General features: G+C 33.6%; 18 protein-coding genes. 9 read left to right on the top strand and 9 right to left on the bottom strand.

Annotation, left to right across the window (positions count from 1 at the left end; translation table 11 throughout):
* Window position 1 precedes the first annotated feature (1 nt).
* Together arfB and OLM57_RS02435 are read left to right on the top strand one after the other, a co-directional pair.
* Entirely contained in the window at window positions 2-403 is a 402-nt protein-coding gene (gene arfB, locus OLM57_RS02440; protein WP_264565652.1) for an alternative ribosome rescue aminoacyl-tRNA hydrolase ArfB, read from the top strand.
* 232 nt (window positions 404-635) lie between these two features.
* Entirely contained in the window at window positions 636-2,807 is a 2,172-nt protein-coding gene (locus tag OLM57_RS02435) for a TonB-dependent receptor (protein ID WP_264565651.1), read from the top strand.
* A 111-nt stretch (window positions 2,808-2,918) separates the two neighbouring features.
* Here OLM57_RS02435 and OLM57_RS02430 read toward each other — a convergent pair whose 3' ends face one another.
* Window positions 2,919-3,332: a Rieske (2Fe-2S) protein gene (locus OLM57_RS02430; RefSeq protein ID WP_264565650.1), complete on the bottom strand. Its 414-nt coding sequence runs from the start codon at window positions 3,330-3,332 to the stop codon at window positions 2,919-2,921.
* A gap of 164 nt (window positions 3,333-3,496) precedes the next feature.
* Here OLM57_RS02430 and greA point away from each other — a divergent pair, with 164 nt between their 5' ends.
* The 3 genes from greA (at window position 3,497) to OLM57_RS02415 (ending at window position 5,653) form a co-directional block, all read left to right on the top strand.
* Window positions 3,497-3,973: a transcription elongation factor GreA gene (greA, locus tag OLM57_RS02425; RefSeq protein WP_264565649.1), complete on the top strand. Its 477-nt coding sequence runs from the start codon at window positions 3,497-3,499 to the stop codon at window positions 3,971-3,973.
* Window positions 3,974-4,015: 42 nt separating this feature from the next.
* The gene (locus OLM57_RS02420) at window positions 4,016-4,405 is read left to right on the top strand and encodes an HIT family protein (RefSeq protein ID WP_264565648.1); all 390 of its coding nucleotides are present in this window, start codon (window positions 4,016-4,018) and stop codon (window positions 4,403-4,405) included.
* A gap of 81 nt (window positions 4,406-4,486) precedes the next feature.
* The gene (locus OLM57_RS02415; RefSeq protein ID WP_264565647.1) at window positions 4,487-5,653 is read left to right on the top strand and encodes a transglutaminase domain-containing protein; all 1,167 of its coding nucleotides are present in this window, start codon (window positions 4,487-4,489) and stop codon (window positions 5,651-5,653) included.
* Window positions 5,654-5,656: 3 nt separating this feature from the next.
* Here the strand turns inward: OLM57_RS02415 and OLM57_RS02410 are convergent, their stop codons facing one another.
* Complete coding sequence (locus tag OLM57_RS02410; RefSeq protein WP_264565646.1) at window positions 5,657-6,802, bottom strand: sensor histidine kinase; 1,146 nt, start codon at window positions 6,800-6,802, stop codon at window positions 5,657-5,659.
* Between the two features lie 282 nt (window positions 6,803-7,084).
* On the opposite strand from OLM57_RS02410, the gene OLM57_RS02405 reads away from it, so the two are divergent.
* The 3 genes from OLM57_RS02405 (at window position 7,085) to aat (ending at window position 9,123) form a co-directional block, all read left to right on the top strand.
* The gene (locus OLM57_RS02405) at window positions 7,085-7,972 is read left to right on the top strand and encodes a flavin reductase family protein (RefSeq protein WP_264565645.1); all 888 of its coding nucleotides are present in this window, start codon (window positions 7,085-7,087) and stop codon (window positions 7,970-7,972) included.
* A gap of 20 nt (window positions 7,973-7,992) precedes the next feature.
* Window positions 7,993-8,367: a DUF3127 domain-containing protein gene (locus OLM57_RS02400; RefSeq protein WP_264565644.1), complete on the top strand. Its 375-nt coding sequence runs from the start codon at window positions 7,993-7,995 to the stop codon at window positions 8,365-8,367.
* 111 nt (window positions 8,368-8,478) lie between these two features.
* Complete coding sequence (aat, locus tag OLM57_RS02395; RefSeq protein ID WP_264565643.1) at window positions 8,479-9,123, top strand: leucyl/phenylalanyl-tRNA--protein transferase; 645 nt, start codon at window positions 8,479-8,481, stop codon at window positions 9,121-9,123.
* Here aat and OLM57_RS02390 read toward each other — a convergent pair.
* The 3 genes from OLM57_RS02390 to OLM57_RS02380 all read right to left on the bottom strand — a co-directional run bounded on the left by OLM57_RS02390 (window position 9,120) and on the right by OLM57_RS02380 (window position 11,575).
* On the bottom strand, window positions 9,120-9,683 hold the full coding sequence (locus OLM57_RS02390; RefSeq protein WP_264565642.1) for a DNA-3-methyladenine glycosylase I: 564 nt from the start codon (window positions 9,681-9,683) through the stop codon (window positions 9,120-9,122). The genes aat and OLM57_RS02390 overlap by 4 nt on opposite strands.
* Complete coding sequence (locus OLM57_RS02385; protein WP_264565641.1) at window positions 9,683-10,366, bottom strand: hypothetical protein; 684 nt, start codon at window positions 10,364-10,366, stop codon at window positions 9,683-9,685. Before OLM57_RS02385 ends, OLM57_RS02390 begins: the two co-directional genes overlap by 1 nt.
* Before the next feature lie 150 nt (window positions 10,367-10,516).
* Entirely contained in the window at window positions 10,517-11,575 is a 1,059-nt protein-coding gene (locus OLM57_RS02380) for an exopolyphosphatase (RefSeq protein WP_264565640.1), read from the bottom strand.
* A gap of 222 nt (window positions 11,576-11,797) precedes the next feature.
* Between OLM57_RS02380 and OLM57_RS02375 the strand changes: the two genes are divergently transcribed.
* A complete protein-coding gene (locus tag OLM57_RS02375) occupies window positions 11,798-13,042 on the top strand; it encodes an MFS transporter (protein ID WP_264565639.1) in 1,245 nt (414 codons plus the stop codon).
* Between the two features lie 384 nt (window positions 13,043-13,426).
* Here the strand turns inward: OLM57_RS02375 and tsf are convergent, their stop codons facing one another.
* The 4 genes from tsf to rplM form a co-directional block, all read right to left on the bottom strand.
* Window positions 13,427-14,389 carry a translation elongation factor Ts gene (gene tsf / locus OLM57_RS02370; protein ID WP_264565638.1) on the bottom strand — a complete coding sequence of 321 codons (963 nt, stop codon included), beginning with the start codon at window positions 14,387-14,389 and terminating at the stop codon, window positions 13,427-13,429.
* A 137-nt stretch (window positions 14,390-14,526) separates the two neighbouring features.
* The gene (gene rpsB, locus OLM57_RS02365) at window positions 14,527-15,336 is read right to left on the bottom strand and encodes a 30S ribosomal protein S2 (RefSeq protein WP_264565637.1); all 810 of its coding nucleotides are present in this window, start codon (window positions 15,334-15,336) and stop codon (window positions 14,527-14,529) included.
* Window positions 15,337-15,509: 173 nt separating this feature from the next.
* Window positions 15,510-15,896, bottom strand: coding sequence for a 30S ribosomal protein S9 (gene rpsI / locus OLM57_RS02360; protein WP_077371473.1), 387 nt, complete (start codon window positions 15,894-15,896; stop codon window positions 15,510-15,512).
* Window positions 15,896-16,351, bottom strand: coding sequence for a 50S ribosomal protein L13 (gene rplM / locus OLM57_RS02355; RefSeq protein WP_264565636.1), 456 nt, complete (start codon window positions 16,349-16,351; stop codon window positions 15,896-15,898). The genes rpsI and rplM overlap by 1 nt, the downstream gene beginning before the upstream one ends.
* Window positions 16,352-16,474 lie beyond the last annotated feature (123 nt).

Here is a 16,474-nt window from a genome sequence, read left to right as displayed (position 1 = left end):
ATTGGAAATTCAAAATATAATATCAGAACTTAAGTACAAAGCTGTAAGAAGCAGTGGTGCTGGTGGACAAAACGTAAACAAAGTTTCGTCTAAAGTGGTATTGACTTTTGATTTACAAAATTCTCAGGTTTTGTCTGATGAGGAAAAATTACTTTTGGCTACCAATTTACAAAACAGACTGACTGCAGATTTGGTGTTGATTTTAAATTGTGATGAAGACAGAAGTCAACTCAAAAACAAAGAAATTGTAACCAAACGTTTTTTGGATATTATAAAAAAAGGATTGCATGTTTCCAAAGAACGAAAGCCCACTAAAATTCCAAAATCAGTTATCCGAAAAAGAATCAAGGATAAAAAAAGTCTATCCGAAACGAAGCAAAATAGAAGAAAACCAGATTTTTAAATTTATTCCAAATCATAATTCATAATTCACAATTTATAATTAGTTTTGTCCCGTCTCAAAGGGGTGCTCCAAATAACGAGCTGAGATCATACCCAAAGAACCTGGGCGGGTAATGCTGCCAAGGGAAAAAACGACAGAAAAATGGCGTGCACACTATCTATTTGTCGTAGAACAATCATTTATTAATTTAAACAAAAGAATAATTCCCCCTTTTATTCGTAATTTTTTACGGATGAAAAATTTATTTAGCCTTAAGGGCATTAACGCAAAAACGATTCAATTATCAAAACGTTTTCTATTTTCTATTTTCTTTTCTCTATTTTCTTTATTCTCTTTTTCCCAAACAAAAGATACTACCAAAGTCAATCAATTAGACGAAGTGCTAGTCTCAGCTATTCGGGTTACTTCCAAAACGCCTGTGACCTTTAGTAATCTAGACAAAAAGGATATTAAATTCAGGAATTTAGGTCAAGATATTCCCATTTTGATGAATTACTTGCCGTCTGTAGTGACTACTTCGGATGCAGGAAATGGCATAGGTTACACAGGAATTCGAGTGCGTGGAAGTGACGCGACTCGAGTAAATGTAACCATCAATGGGATTCCTTACAATGATTCTGAAAGTCAAGGTACCTATTGGGTAAACATGCCCGATTTTGCTTCTTCTCTGCAAAGTTTGCAATTGCAACGCGGAGTTGGAACCTCTACCAATGGAGTCGGAGCTTTTGGAGCGAGTCTGAATATGCTGACCGATAATTTTGCAAATGAAAGTAATGGCGAAATCTCTGGATCTGCAGGAAGTTTTAATACTTACAAAAAGAATATCAAATTTAGTACTGGACTGTTAAACGAGCACATCGAAATTTCGGGACGTTTGTCTACAATAGATTCACAAGGGTATATTGATAGAGCGGAGAGCAATTTACAATCTTATTTTTTGCAGACCGCTTATGTGGGAAAATCGACTTTGATTAAAGCCTTAGTTTTTGGAGGTCACGAAAAAACATATCAGTCCTGGAATGGGATAGATCCTGCAACAATGGAAAGCAACAGAACGTCCAATTCGGCTGGTATGTACACTGATGAATTGGGCAATGCTCGATTTTATGATAACGAAACTGATAATTATACTCAGAATCATTATCAATTGCTTTGGAGTGAAAAGATCAACGAAAACTGGAGTTCCAATTTTGCCTTGCATTATACCAAAGGGAAAGGCTATTATGAAAATTATAAATATGATGAGCCTGTAAAAGGGTACGGTGGAATTTCTCCAACTAAAATAGTAAAAAACAGTGAAGGGAAATTAGTTCCAGGAACTGATTTAGTACGTCAAAAATGGTTAGACAATGATTTTTACGGAACGACGTTTTCTGTAAATTATAAAAAAGAAAAATGGGATGCCATTTTGGGTGGCGGTTGGAATAAATACGTGGGAGATCATTATGGTACCGTAATTTGGGCAAGATATGCTTCACAAAGTGAGTTGGGAGATCGTTATTATGATGATACTGCCACAAAAACCGACGGAAATATTTTCTTGAAAGCCAGTTATCAATTGACCGAAAAATTTAGCCTTTTTGGAGATTTACAATACCGTAATGTACATTATGTTGCTGATGGTGTCCAACCAACTTTGGTCGATGAAACCTATCATTTTTTCAATCCAAAGGCGGGTATTACTTATACTATAAATCCAAAAAACAATTTATATTTCTCTTACGCTAGAGCCAATAGAGAACCGAATCGTACTGATTTTGAAGGAGGAAATGCAAAACCAGAGAAATTGAATGACTATGAATTGGGCTGGAGATTTGTTGCCGAAAAATTGCAATTCAATACAAATCTGTATTATATGGGATACAAAGATCAGTTGATTTTAACCGGGCAACTGGATGACGTGGGAAGTCCAATACGTTCCAATAGCGAGACAAGTTACCGTACGGGGCTCGAGGTAGATGTCACTATTCCAGTTACCGAGAAATTTATGATTAAGCCCAATTTTACTTTAAGCAGCAATAAAAATGTGAATTTGACGGTAAATGCTATCGATTATGGGACAACAGATATTGCCTATTCACCAGATGTTATCGTTGGGAATATATTTATATACAAACCGATAGAGAGCGTTTATATTTCGCTTTTACAAAAATTTGTAGGCGAACAATACATGAATAACATTGAGTCTCCAGAGGCTAAATTACCAAGTTATTTTGTAAACGACCTGAATGTTGCTTATACTTTTACTCCGAAAAAGATTTTCAAAGCCATTGTAATAAACGCATTAGTCAATAATATTTTAGACAAAAAGTATGTATCAAACGGGTATATGTATGACGTTTATCCGTACTATTATCCACAAGCGGGTATTAATTTCTTGGCTGGGCTTACTTTGAAGTTTTAGATTTTGAATTTATAATGAAAAAATCCTGAAAGTTTCAGTTTGAACTTTCAGGATTTTTGTTTTTAAAGGTGTTATGCTCACACGAGCTTAAGCGAACTGACGAAATAAATATTAGTTGTAGACTCTAATGATATTTCCGTTTACTTCTACTCGGTATTGTTTCATAGGATATTGCATGCTGCCTTGACCCGTAAATAAACTGTATTCTTTACTGTCACATGCACAAATTGCATTAATGCCTTTTATGGTCATTGTAGAACAACTACTGAGTTCTTGATTGGGACAGGCTGCATCAAATGCATTATAGCCACTGCCTGTATTGAAAACTATAATTCCTCGGGCTCCTGCTCCAGAATAATATACGGCATTACTGGCATATTTTAGAGTAGAATATGTGGGTAAATTTAAGTTTAAATCGACCGTAAAACTATAGTTTGGAATGTATGGGTTTGAATTGGAGTTCTCGTTATTGCTACAGCTTATTATAAAAAAAGAAACGAAAATTAGTAAAAGATATTTTTTCATTATTTAAAATTAAGTAAAAGAATTAGCGAAACAAATTTAATTTATTTAACTTTGAAATTGATATGATTAACATATAATTATAGACTAAAACAAAATTATAGTATCTTTGTGGAAAGAAATCCCGTCCTGATGGGATTTTTTCTATTTATATAAATGATGAAATTATGAGCGCAATATCTTATTACACAGCGGAAGGATTAAAAAAATTAAGAGAAGAATTAGATTATTTAAAAAGCGTGATGCGTCCTAAAGCATCCCAAGATATAGCAGAAGCAAGGGATAAAGGGGATTTGTCTGAAAATGCAGAATACGATGCAGCCAAAGAAGCCCAAGGAATGCTAGAGATGAGGATTGCTAAGCTGGAAGAAGTGCATTCTAACGCTAGATTAATTGATGAGTCCAACTTGGATTTGTCTAAAGTATTGGTTTTGTCAATTGTCAAAATCAAAAACCAAACAAACGGTATGGAGATGAAATACACTCTTGTTGCCGAAAGTGAAGCCGACTTGAAAACCGGAAAAATTTCGGTTACTTCCCCAATCGGTAAAGGATTGTTGGGGAAAAAAGTGGGTGAAGTAGCTGAAATTACAGTTCCCAATGGAGTTTTGAAATTTGAAATTTTGGAAATATCCAGAGATTAATATTCAAATGTTTAATCGATTCAACAAATAAACCAATAGACAATGAGCTCCATTTTTAAAAAAATAATTGACGGAGAAATACCTTGTTACAAAGTGGCCGAAGATGATAATTTCTTGGCTTTTTTGGATGTAAATCCCAATGCAAAAGGACACACACTTTGTATACCCAAGAAAGAAATTGACAAGCTGTTTGATATTGAAGATGATTTGTACCTTGGATTGATGGCCTTTTCTAAAAAGGTAGCGATTGCTCTAGAGAAAACAGTTGCATGCAAAAGGATAGGAATGGCCGTGATTGGTCTTGAAGTGCCACACGCACATGTTCATTTAATTCCTCTGAATGAAATGGGGGAAATGACGTTCAGACATAAAGTGAGTTTGACAAAAGATGAATTTGAGGCTTTGGCGAAAAGTATTCAATCAAATTTGTAAAATATAAAGGCGATGAACACGAATCTTTTAAGATGCAATTTAAAAGATTCGTGTTTTTTTGCGCCTAAAAAATAAATGGATATGAGGTATGTTGTTTTATTTGTGATGTTTACGGTTGCCAGCTTTGGTCAAACCAAGGAGCTTTATGCTCTGATAGATACTAAAATGGATAAGATTCCTAAGGAATTAAGTACTTCAACAACAGGAATTGCGCAATATATTAATGCCAATTTCAAGTCGGAAAATGACAAAGCTAGAGCTGCTTTTTATTGGACAGCATCAAATATCAGATACGATATTGAGAATATAGAATCTATTGATTACAAAGAGATTTCGCAGGATAAAATAAAAAATACTGTCCTGACCAAGAAAGGAGTTTGTATTCATTATGCCGAAGTATTCAATGATATTGCGCAGAAAACTGGAGTCAAATCCTGTCTTGTTTATGGCTACACCAAGCAAAATGGAAAAGTAAGCGTATTAGCACATGCATGGTGCGCAGCCAAAATTGATGGTACTTGGTGGCTTTTTGACCCGACTTGGGGTGCGGGTTATGTTGATAAAAAAAAGTTTTTCAAAAAAATAAACAACCTTCATTATAAAGCAACACCAAATCAATATATTGCGACCCACATGCCTTTTGATTATATGTGGCAATTTCTAAATTACCCAATTACAAATCAGGAGTTTATTGACGGGAATACAAAAGGAGACAAAAGCAAACCTAATTTTGATTTTGAAACCCAAATAGAAGAATATGAACGTCTGTCTGATTTGGATAAAGCGCGAACTTCTTTAATTCGAATGGAAAAAAATGGCGTCAAAAATAATTTGATCCGGGAGATGATTCTTTCGAAAAGAAGTGAAGTTGATGCTGTTCAGAATAATGAAGCAATGGACAAATTTCAAGCTATCAGTGATGATTACAATCAAGCTGTAGTGCTATTCAATGATTTTATTTATTATCGTAATAATAGGTTCAAGCCAATACTGCCAGATGTCGAAATCAAGGCAATGATTGAAACCCCAAAGGCAAAAATTTTAGATTGTCAAAATCGTATTTATAAGATTGGAGCATATAATGACAACAATATTGCTAATGTAAAGTCTTTGAAAAACGCATTAATTGATATTCTCAAACAAATAGAAGTACAAGAGAAATTTGTGAATGATTATTTGAGTAAAAGTAAATCAGCAAGAAAATCAATGTTTGCAAAAATGACTTGGTTTGGAGTTCCTGTCAAATAGAGTTTATGCTTTCTTCAAACTAATTTGCATTGTTGTGCCTTTACCCATATCAGAGTGCAATACTTTAATGGAACCTTTGTGGTATTCCTCAACTATTCTTTTGGTTAAGGAAAGACCGAGTCCCCATCCTCTTTTTTTTGTTGTAAAACCCGTTTCGAAAATGCGATGGAATTCCTTTTTTGGAATACCACTACCCGTGTCGGTTACGTTTATTTTTATATGATGATTGTCTTCTTGCATTTCCAGCGACAATTTCCCTCTTCCTTTCATTGCATCAATGGCATTTTTCACAAGGTTTTCTATTGTCCAGCTGTGCAGTGTTGGGTTTAGCAATACATATATCGGTTTTTGGGGAGCTTTAAAAGTGAATTCAATCTGGTTAGAAAAACGGGATATTAAATAATCATAGGATTGTTTGGTTTCTTGAATGATGTCTTTATTCTCAAGTTTGGGTTCCGATCCAATTTTTGAAAACCGTTCCGTAATAGTTTGCAAACGCTCAATATCTTTTTCTATTTCAATGGTTGTAGATTCTTCTATATTGTCTAATTTCAAAATTTCCAGCCAACCGATCAAAGACGATAGCGGCGTTCCTATTTGGTGAGCAGTTTCTTTGGCCATACCCGCCCAAAGTTTATTTTGAGTAGCCATTTTATTACTTTGGTAAAAATTATAGATTAAAATAGCAAATAGAATTATTATCAATGATAAAGCAATAGGGTAATATTTGAGTTTATCAATCAATGAGGAATCTCCATAATATAATTCCTGCGATCTTCCTGGCGCATAAATAATTTTTATAGGTTCGTTTTCATTTTTTAATTCGTTCAAATATTCTTTTGCTTTTCTTTTGTCTTTAATTATGGTTTCGTCAATGTTTACAGTATTTATTATGCTGTCATTCTCTGTCAGAATCAACGGAATTGTAGTATTGTTGCTAAATATTTGAAGCGGTAAGTCGACTTCGGTGTTTTCGCCTGCATTGATTAGAGTTTTTTCTGCAGTGGCCCAAAGTTTCATTTTTAACCGTTCTTCGTTTTTGAAAATTTGAAAAAAAGTATAAGTGTTCCAGAGGATTATTGATATAATTAAAAAAGATATAAAAATAATAATCCAACGAATAGGGTTGCTGTTTTCGGAAAAATTCATAAAAGTAAATTTGTGGTATAAATATAACGAAATAATAGGTTTTGGATTGTGTGGTCATCAAAATCATTATTATCTGGATCTTATTACTTCGTCAGTTCGCTTCACTAGTGTCTTGGTATACGTTTCAATTTTTTATTACTCTGTCAGGGTTCAAAACCCTGACAGGGTAATAAAAAGATTTCCAATTCTATCAGGGCTAGAGTATTTGTTTTCATAATATATTTTTGAAATTAATCAAAAATGCTGATGCTATTTTGCTATTTTTGTCCAAATAAAAATTTTATGATTAGTATTGATCCAAAAAGCATTGACACTGTAAAACTACAAGGGTATTTACAAAGTTCGGTTGGCCCGCGGCCTATTGCTTTTGCTAGTACTATTAGTAAAAATGGAATTCCTAATCTTTCTCCCTTTAGCTTTTTCAATGTGTTCAGTGCCAATCCGCCCATTCTTATTTTTTCACCAGCAAGACGTGTAAGGAACAATACAATTAAACACACCTTAATTAATGCCGAAGCCACTGGGGAAGTGGTTATCAATGTGGTAAATTATGATATGGTGCAACAAACTTCGCTGGCCAGCACAGAATATGCCGAAGGAGTCAATGAATTTGTGAAGGCTGGATTTACTCCAGTTCCTTCCGATGTTGTAAAGCCCTATAGAGTCAAGGAATCGCCAGTACAATTTGAATGCAAAGTTACCCAAATAATTCCATTGGGAACCGAAGGTGGTGCCGGAAACTTAATCCTTTGTGAAGTATTGCGTATCCATATCAATGAAGCCGTTTTAGATAAAAATGGAGCTATTGATCAGTATAAAATTGATTTAGTATCCAGACTGGGAGCCAATTGGTATTCCAGATCAAATCGCGGATTATTTGAAGTGCCAAAGCCGCTTACAACTTTAGGTATTGGAGTTGATGCGATACCTAATTTTATAAGAAACAGCCCGGTTTTTGATGGAAACGATTTAGGGTTGTTGGGTAATATTGAAGCCTTGCCTACTACTAAAGAAGTTAGTATATTTGTAAACCAAAATTTTGCTGTAAAAGCAGTTTTGAGTGCAGATGATATAGAAAAACAGCACTTGGAAGCCAAAAGATATCTTCTGATTAACGATGTTCTTTCGGCTTGGAAAGTACTTTTAGCAAAAAAAATAAATTCAAAGTAACAATAATAAATAAAAAGAAGATGGAAGTAATAGGAAAAATTAAAGTTGTTAATCCAGAGCAACAAGTAAGTGCGTCATTCAAAAAAAGAGAACTGGTTGTTACTACTGATGAGCAATATCCGCAACACATTATGATTGAATTTACTCAAGACAAATGTGATTTGCTAAGCAATTATAATGTTGGGGAACCTGTAAAAGTTTCTATCAATTTGAGAGGAAGAGAATGGGTCAATCCACAAGGTGAAACTAAATATTTCAACAGTATTCAAGGTTGGAGAATTGAAAGAGTAGCTGCTGAAGCTCCAACTCAACAAGCGCCTCCTATGCCAGCTGCTTCAACTTTTGCACCTGCAACTAACTTAAATGAAGAAGAAGCAGACGATTTGCCATTCTAAACAATAAAAAGCAAATTTTTAAATTCCAAATTCCAATTATAAATTTTATTGGAATTTGGAATTTCTCATTTATTGAAATTTTGGATGGCATCGCTATTGATTTATTAAAAAATGTATTATTTAACGAAAGATTTGTTTTTTCCTCCAGTATCCCACGCCAATCGCGACGGGATTCTTGCCATTGGGGGTGATTTGTTGCCAGAGCGTTTGCAACTCGCTTACAGAAGCGGAATTTTTCCCTGGTTCAACGAAGGCGAACCTATTATTTGGTGGTCACCCAATCTAAGAATGGTGTTGTTTTTAGATGAGTTGATAGTTTCCAAAAGTATGCGAAACATCTTCAATAGGAATATATTTAAAGTTACTTTCAATCAAAATTTCAGGGATGTAATCTCCAATTGCCAACAAGTAAAACGCGATGGGCAAACAGAAACTTGGATTACCAATGAAATGATAGAGGCCTATTGTAAACTACATGAACTTGGAATTGCAAAATCTGTTGAAGTTTGGCAAAACAATCAATTGGTTGGCGGATTGTACGGCATTGATTTAGGACACATTTTCTGCGGAGAAAGTATGTTTTCATTGGTTTCAAATGCTTCAAAAGTTGCTTTTATTGAATTGGTAGGCCAACTTAAAATTGAAAATTATAGCCTTTTGGATTGTCAGGTTTATAATGGACATCTCGAAAGTTTAGGCTGTAGAGAAATAGAAAGAGCTGTTTTTATGGAGATTTTAAATGGAAACAAAGGTTAATTTCTTCTCCAGCAATCAGCTATATGGTCATCAATCATTCCTGTAGCTTGCATATGTGCATAAACAACTGTTGAACCGACAAACTTGAATCCGCGTTTTTTTAAATCTTTACTGATAGCATCGGATAATGGGGTGGTAGCTTGAACTTCGCCAAGGTTTTTTCGATTGTTGACAATGGGTTTCCCATCTGTAAAACCCCAAATATACTTTGAAAAGCTTCCAAATTCTTCTTGTACTTTCATAAAGGCAACTGCATTTGAAACAGCCGAACGTATTTTTAACTGGTTTCTGATGATCCCTGGATTTTGCATTAATTCCTGAATTTTATCTTCGGAATATATAGCGATTTTTTTATAATCGAAAGCGTCAAATGCTGTTCTGAAGTTTTCTCTTTTATTGAGTATTGTAATCCAACTCAAACCCGCTTGGAACGTTTCTAGTAAAAGGAATTCAAATAGTTTGGTATCTTCGTAAACAGGAACTCCCCATTCTTCGTCGTGGTACTTTTGATATAATTCGCTGGAATTGCACCAACCACATCTTTTAATTTCTTTTTCCATTATTTATTAATATCCCAGTGGTAGCCTTTTACTGAAGGAATGTAGGCAGCTCCGTTGTTAAGAATCAGGTCGGTATATATTTTTTTATTGTATTTAATTCCTATAGCTCCACCAGAAACGTAGGTTTTATTTTTTTTGAAAGCAAAAACTAATGTATCATTTTTGAACTTGGCATCTGATACTTTTTCCGCCAACCATGTAGAACCCCATTTGAAATACAATTTATTTTCTCCTACATATGTTACGCTTTTTATAAGATCAACCGCTTCTTTTGGAAATTTATAATGTTCGATTAGCTCTTTTTTTGTGTAAGATTTACCTAGTTGTGCGTTGTTTAATAAGTTTCTCAACGGAGTATTAATAATTGCTTCGGCTATTTCTTCATTTTTTGTTGCTGTTGTTGTAGGATTGACAGTTTCCTTATCTTTTGTAACCAGGTGGTTTTTTTCTGTATTCTTGGTTGTGCTTGGAGAAGGATTAGATGTAATATAACTATCCTTTGGCTGATTTTTTTTGACCGATTCGTTAATAATTTGGGTTTCGTTGGTCAAACTGTCGGAGCCAAGATTTGTGGTTTGTGATGCATTTGTCTCTTTTCTAACTTTTTCTTCTGGCTCATTTTTGCCACAACTGATTACAGTTGCAAGAAATAGGGATGAGAATATTATTTTAAAATTCTTCATGGCTAATGAGTTCTAATGCTGAAATGACTTTTCAAATTTAATCTATTTTTCGAATCTAAGAAAAGGGATTGTTAAATTATACACATAAAAAAATCCCAAACAGTAATTGAATGGGATTTAATTTTTTTTAGATATATGTTTTTTTCGGGTCTAATAGATTTGTTTTACACCTTTAGCATTGTCAAATACGTAACTTACTAACCAAGCAATTTGACCTTGTTTTGCAAAATAAATCTTTTTGTTTTCCATATTTGGAATAACTTCAAGTGAAGTTTGTAAAAGATTAAAAGCGGCTATCAATGATTTTTGCTGGTAGGTTTTTAATACTTTTTGCATTTCAACATTACTTTCGGCTTGCGTTACAAATCTTTGATAATTGTTTTCTGCAATAACTTTTATAGAAAGGATGTCGTCGTAATTTATTTGTGTAAAATTTTCTTCAGCTTTGGATCCAGTAAAAAGAGTGTAAAAAGCCCAAGCTGCACCACCAGAGATGTAAATATTGTTTTTCTCTTGAGATTCTGCTCTACTTGTATACATTTTTTTGAAGCTCTCTCTCATTGTGGGTAAGTAGTTGAACAAAACTTCATTGTATTCGAATATCGTTTTTTGGCGGCATTTTTTATTAATAATTTCTGTTAAAGTAACCGTTCCTAAATCGGCTGAAATTGGAAAAAATACGGATGAACCATTAATTTCTTTCGCATAACCTCCCTTAGTATTTCCACCACCAATGTCTATAATTACAGAACTTAAATAATTTTTAGGAGGAATACAACCTCTTAAAAGCAATTTTGCCTCTAGAGATGAAGAAATGATTTCTATTCTTTTATTGGTTAACTCTTTTATTTTGTCAACTAATTCAACTGTATTATTTGCCAAACCAACACCAGAAGAAGCTACAATAAAAATATTTTTGTCTTCAATCTTGTATTCATTAAGCATTTTTTTATAGTTGTTGTAAACCACTGTTCCGGCTTTGTCGATGTCTTCTTTTAGTAAAGCACCGTCAATCCCAATACCAGCTGCTATTCCTACGTTCTCTGTCCAAAATTCCTTTACGTCGTAGGTATTTCTTTTAAGGTTTTCGACTTCGAGAACTGTCATTTTAATACCTTTACTGCCTATTTCTATTCCACCATAGAGTTGTGCCTGAGTAGAATAAGAAAGAATTAGGCAAATTATTAAATAGTAAATTTTTTCTTTCATATTTTTATTATTTGGGGTTTTTTATAACTGCAAATCTATATTAAAAATATATTAATTCCTTTTTTTTGTTGTTTTTTTTGAATAAGTTTTTTAAAAAATGAATTTGTTGCTAGATTGTTATGCAATAATTGTGTTTTTTAACTAATTGATTGTTGGTTGATTGAAAAAAAAATCTATTTTTGCCATGATAAAAAAAATTTTTTGCCCCAAAAAAAATTAATTATGATAAAAAAATACCTCAACAATTTTAAAGATTTTCCAAAAGAGATTTGGATTCTTACTTTAATTACATTCATCAACAGAGCAGGGACAATGGTAATTCCCTTTCTGTCAAAATACATGAAAGAAAATTTGCAATTCAGTTACAGTCAAATTGGCTGGGTCATGGTTTTCTTTGGTATCGGTTCTATAATAGGCACATGGCTTAGTGGTAAATTATCTGATAAGATTGGCTTTTATAAAGTCATGGTTTTTAGTTTATTCGCTAGTGGTATTGTGTTTATTTTATTGCATTACGCAACGACTTTTGAAGAACTTTGCGTAGGAATACTTGTATTGACTACTATTGCAGATATGTTCAGACCAGCTATGTTAGTATGTCTAAAGACATTCACAACCAAAGAAAATAGGGCTCGTGCATATTCACTAACGCGTGCCGCTGTTAATTTGGGGTTCCTTTTTGGACCAGTTTTGGGAGGGTTGATTATTATGCAATTAGGATACGAATACATATTTTATGTAGACGGTCTAACTTGTATTGTTGCAATAATCGTTTTCATGTTTTTCGTTAGAGATAAGAAAATACCTGTCAAGTTCAAAAAACTTGATATTGTGCCACAAAAGGTTTCAGTGATAAAAGACAGACCATTTATGTTGCATTTGGTAATTTGTTTGATAACAGGCATCTTGTTTTTTCAGATTTTTACCACTTTGCCATTATATCATAAAGAGCGATTTAATATGTCAGAATTTGATAGTGGATTGCTTTTGAGTTTAAATGGGCTTCTTATTTTGCTTTTTGAACTTCCTATTGTAAATTATGTAACGAGAAATAAAATAAATAATCATAGAGTTATTTTTATAGGCTTGTTGTTTATGGCAACTAGTTTTCTGCTTCTATTGTTCCCTTGGGAAGGTGTTTTAATCCCTATGATGCTTTTTATGACATGTGGAGTGATGTTAACTTTTCCGTTTGCTAATTCATTTGCAATGGAGCGATCATATGAATTGCAGGAAGGAAAGTATATGGCTGCATTTACTATGAGTTACAGTTTTGCGCATATTTTAAGTGCTAAAACAGGTATGGAAATTATTCAAAGATCGGGTTATGAATCCAATTGGATATTTATGGCAACTCTTGGTATAGTTGGTACTTTGCTTGTTTTTAAATTGTTTGCTATGGTTGAAAAAGAAGATTTGAAAAATAGTGAAAGACTGATATCGATAGAAAGTAACGACAAGAAGTAGTTGGATTATCAGAAATAATATTTAAATGTTCGTCTTTTTATTAGGATGATTGCATTTTATAGAAAAAACAGTAGTAAGCAAAAGTTTACTGCTGTTTTTTTATAGGCCAATTTTTTATTTTGTTATGTTTTTACCGATGAATAGAAATAAGCGGTGTAGGTCATTTTATAGGCAATAATCGTTTGTTTTTTTTTCTCTCTTTTTTATCTTTTCTAATAAGCAGAATTTGATGCTCAGGGCTTATGATAAATATGCTATTTGTTTTAATATTAATCAAACACTTTATTTTTAGTAAAGAAAAATCCCATCTCGTAATGAAACAAGATGGGATTTTATATGTCTAAACGAAATCTAAAACAGAATCCGTTTGTTGCAATCAATAGATTATCCTAAAGTAACTCTTTTGAAACCTGTAATTTCAACGTTGAATCCTTTAACATAATCACTAACTTTTTTACTGTCATCTTTGATGAAGTTTTGATCTAGTAAGGCTTTCTCCTGGTCTAAAGTAGTATTGTCAGAGATGAAACGTTGAATTTTTCCTGGGATAATTTTGTCCCAAATTTGTTCTGGTTTACCTTCAGCTTTTAATTCAGCTTTGGCATCTTCTTCAGCTTGTTTGATAACTTCTTCAGTTAATTGAGAGTAAGAAATGTATTTAGGAACATTTTTTAAAGTTTTCCCTAAACGTTTTGCTTCTTCATTTTCTTTTTCGATTATAGCAATACGAGCAGCAAGTTCAGAAGCAACGAAAGCTGGATCAAAATCTTTGTAAGATAATGTATCAGCTCCCATAGAAGCAACTTGCATAGAGATGTCTTTAGTTAAAACGTCACCATTAGCAATTGGTGCAGAAATTGCAGTTAATGCAGCAATTTTGTTAACGTGAACGTAAGATCCAACGAAAGCACCTTCTAAAATTTCAAAACCACCGATTTCGATTTTTTCACCGATAACACCGGTTTGCTCGATTAATTTTTCAGCAACAGTAATTCCGTTGAAATCTGAAGCTAAAAATTCTTCTTTAGAAGAGAAGTTAATAGCTCTTTCTACTAATTCTTTAGCCAAAGTTACGAAAGCCTCATTTTTACCTACGAAATCTGTTTCGCAGTTTAAAGTGATGATAGCTCCTTTAGTTTTGTCTGCATTAATAAAAGAAACAGCAGCTCCTTCAGAAGACTCACGGTCAGAACGGTTAGCAGCAACTTTTTGTCCTTTTTCTCTAAGGTTTTGTATAGCTTTATCGAAATCTCCTTCAGCTTCAACTAAAGCTTTTTTACAGTCCATCATTCCGGCACCTGTAGTTTGTCTTAATTTATTTACGTCTGCAGCAGTAATTGTTGCCATAATATAATGTGTTTAATGTTATAAAAGTAAAAATTCCAATCTCTAAATCCCAAATCCCAATTTTAATAAATTATCAACATACTGTTTCTAATTTTTTATGGAATTTGGAATTTAAAATTGGAATTTTAAAATTTGATTTATTCTTCAGTTGCTGGAGTTTCTGCTTCAACAGCAGGAGCAGCTTCGGCAGCGGCTACTTCAACAGCAGGAGTTTCTGCAGTTGCAGCGGCTTCTGGCGCATCAGTTTCTTTATCAGAAGTTCTGTTTGCTAGGCCATCGATAATTGCAGCAGTTACTAAAGATAAAATTTTATCAATTGATTTAGAAGCATCATCATTTGCAGGTATCACGTATTCTACTTCACGAGGATCAGAATTGGTATCAACCATTGCAAAAACTGGAATGTTTAATTTTTGAGCTTCTTTTATTGCGATGTGTTCAGCTTTGATATCTACTACGAACAATGCTGCAGGAAGTCTTGACATATCTGCGATTGAACCTAAGTTTTTCTCTAGTTTAGCACGAAGACGATCTACTTGCAAACGCTCTTTCTTAGAAAGTGTCATGAAAGTACCATCTTTCTTCATTTTGTCAATAGTAGCCATTTTTTTAACAGCTTTACGGATAGTTACGAAGTTAGTTAGCATTCCACCAGGCCATCTTTCAGTGATGTAAGGCATGTTTGCAGCTTTTGCTTTATCAGCAACGATGTCTTTTGCTTGTTTTTTGGTAGCAACAAATAATATTTTTCTACCTGATGCAGCGATTTTTTTCAAAGCTTCATTAGCTTCTTCAATTTTTGCTGCAGTTTTATATAGATTGATAATGTGTATACCATTACGCTCCATATAAATGTAAGGAGCCATATTTGGATCCCATTTTCTAGTCATGTGTCCAAAATGAACACCTGCTTCTAGTAATTCTTTTACTTCTACTTTGTTTGACATTTTTTGTACTAGTTTACGTTCTGTTGATTAGCAATGTATGAATGGCGATAAATCGGCTAGATACATTTAGATGCTAAACTAATTTCAAGCCTCGGCTTGACAACAACAACATTGTTTTAAATTTTTTAATACATTCTAGGATGTCTTGTACATATAATACAAGACAGGCAATATTAACGTTTAGAGAATTGGAATCTCTTACGAGCTTTCTTCTGACCGAATTTTTTACGTTCAACCATTCTTGGATCTCTAGTTAATAAACCTTCTGGTTTCAAGATAGCTCTGTTTTCAGCATTTACTTCACACATAACGCGTGCCAATGCCATTCTTACAGCTTCTGCTTGACCAGTTGAACCACCTCCATAAACGTTTACTTTTACGTCAAAGTTAGATGCGTTTTCTGTCATAGACATTGGTTGCAAAACTTTGTACTGTAAAGTAGCAGTTGGGAAATAAGTTGCGAATGGTTTTTTGTTTACAACGATAACTCCTGTTCCTTCAGAAACATAAACACGTGCAACAGCGGTCTTTCTTCTACCGATTTTGTGAATAACTCCCATTACTTAAGATCGTTTAGGTTAACAGTTCTAGGTTTTTGAGCTCCTTGTTTGTGCTCAGATCCTACAACAACATTTAAATTTCTAAAAAGTTCAGCACCAATTTTGTTTTTTGGTAACATACCTTTTACAGCTTTCTCTACTAGTAATGCAGGGTTTTTTGATTGCAATACTTTAGCAGTTAAAGTTCTTTGTCCTCCAGGGTAACCAGTGTGACGGATGTATGTTTTCTCATCCATTTTGTTACCTGTAAGGTTAATTTTTTCTGAGTTGATAACAATTACGTTATCTCCACAGTCCACGTGTGGTGTATAACTTGGCTTGTACTTACCTCTCAAAATCATAGCGACTTTTGAAGCAAGACGACCTAAGTTATGACCGTCAGCATCTACAACAATCCATTCTTTTGTAGAATTGGCTTTTGTTGCTGAAATTGTCTTGTAGCTTAATGCGTTCACAATAATAATATTTTAATTAAACATTCCATCCCCAATAAAGGGGTTGCAAAAGTACAATTAATTATTTTAAATACAAATACCTTATTTGATTATTTTTTTGGTTGATTTTAGCTGATTATCAAA

This window comes from Flavobacterium sp. N3904, from assembly GCF_025947305.1.
Lineage (GTDB): Bacteria > Bacteroidota > Bacteroidia > Flavobacteriales > Flavobacteriaceae > Flavobacterium.
This window is presented reverse-complemented; position numbering and strand designations above follow the sequence as displayed.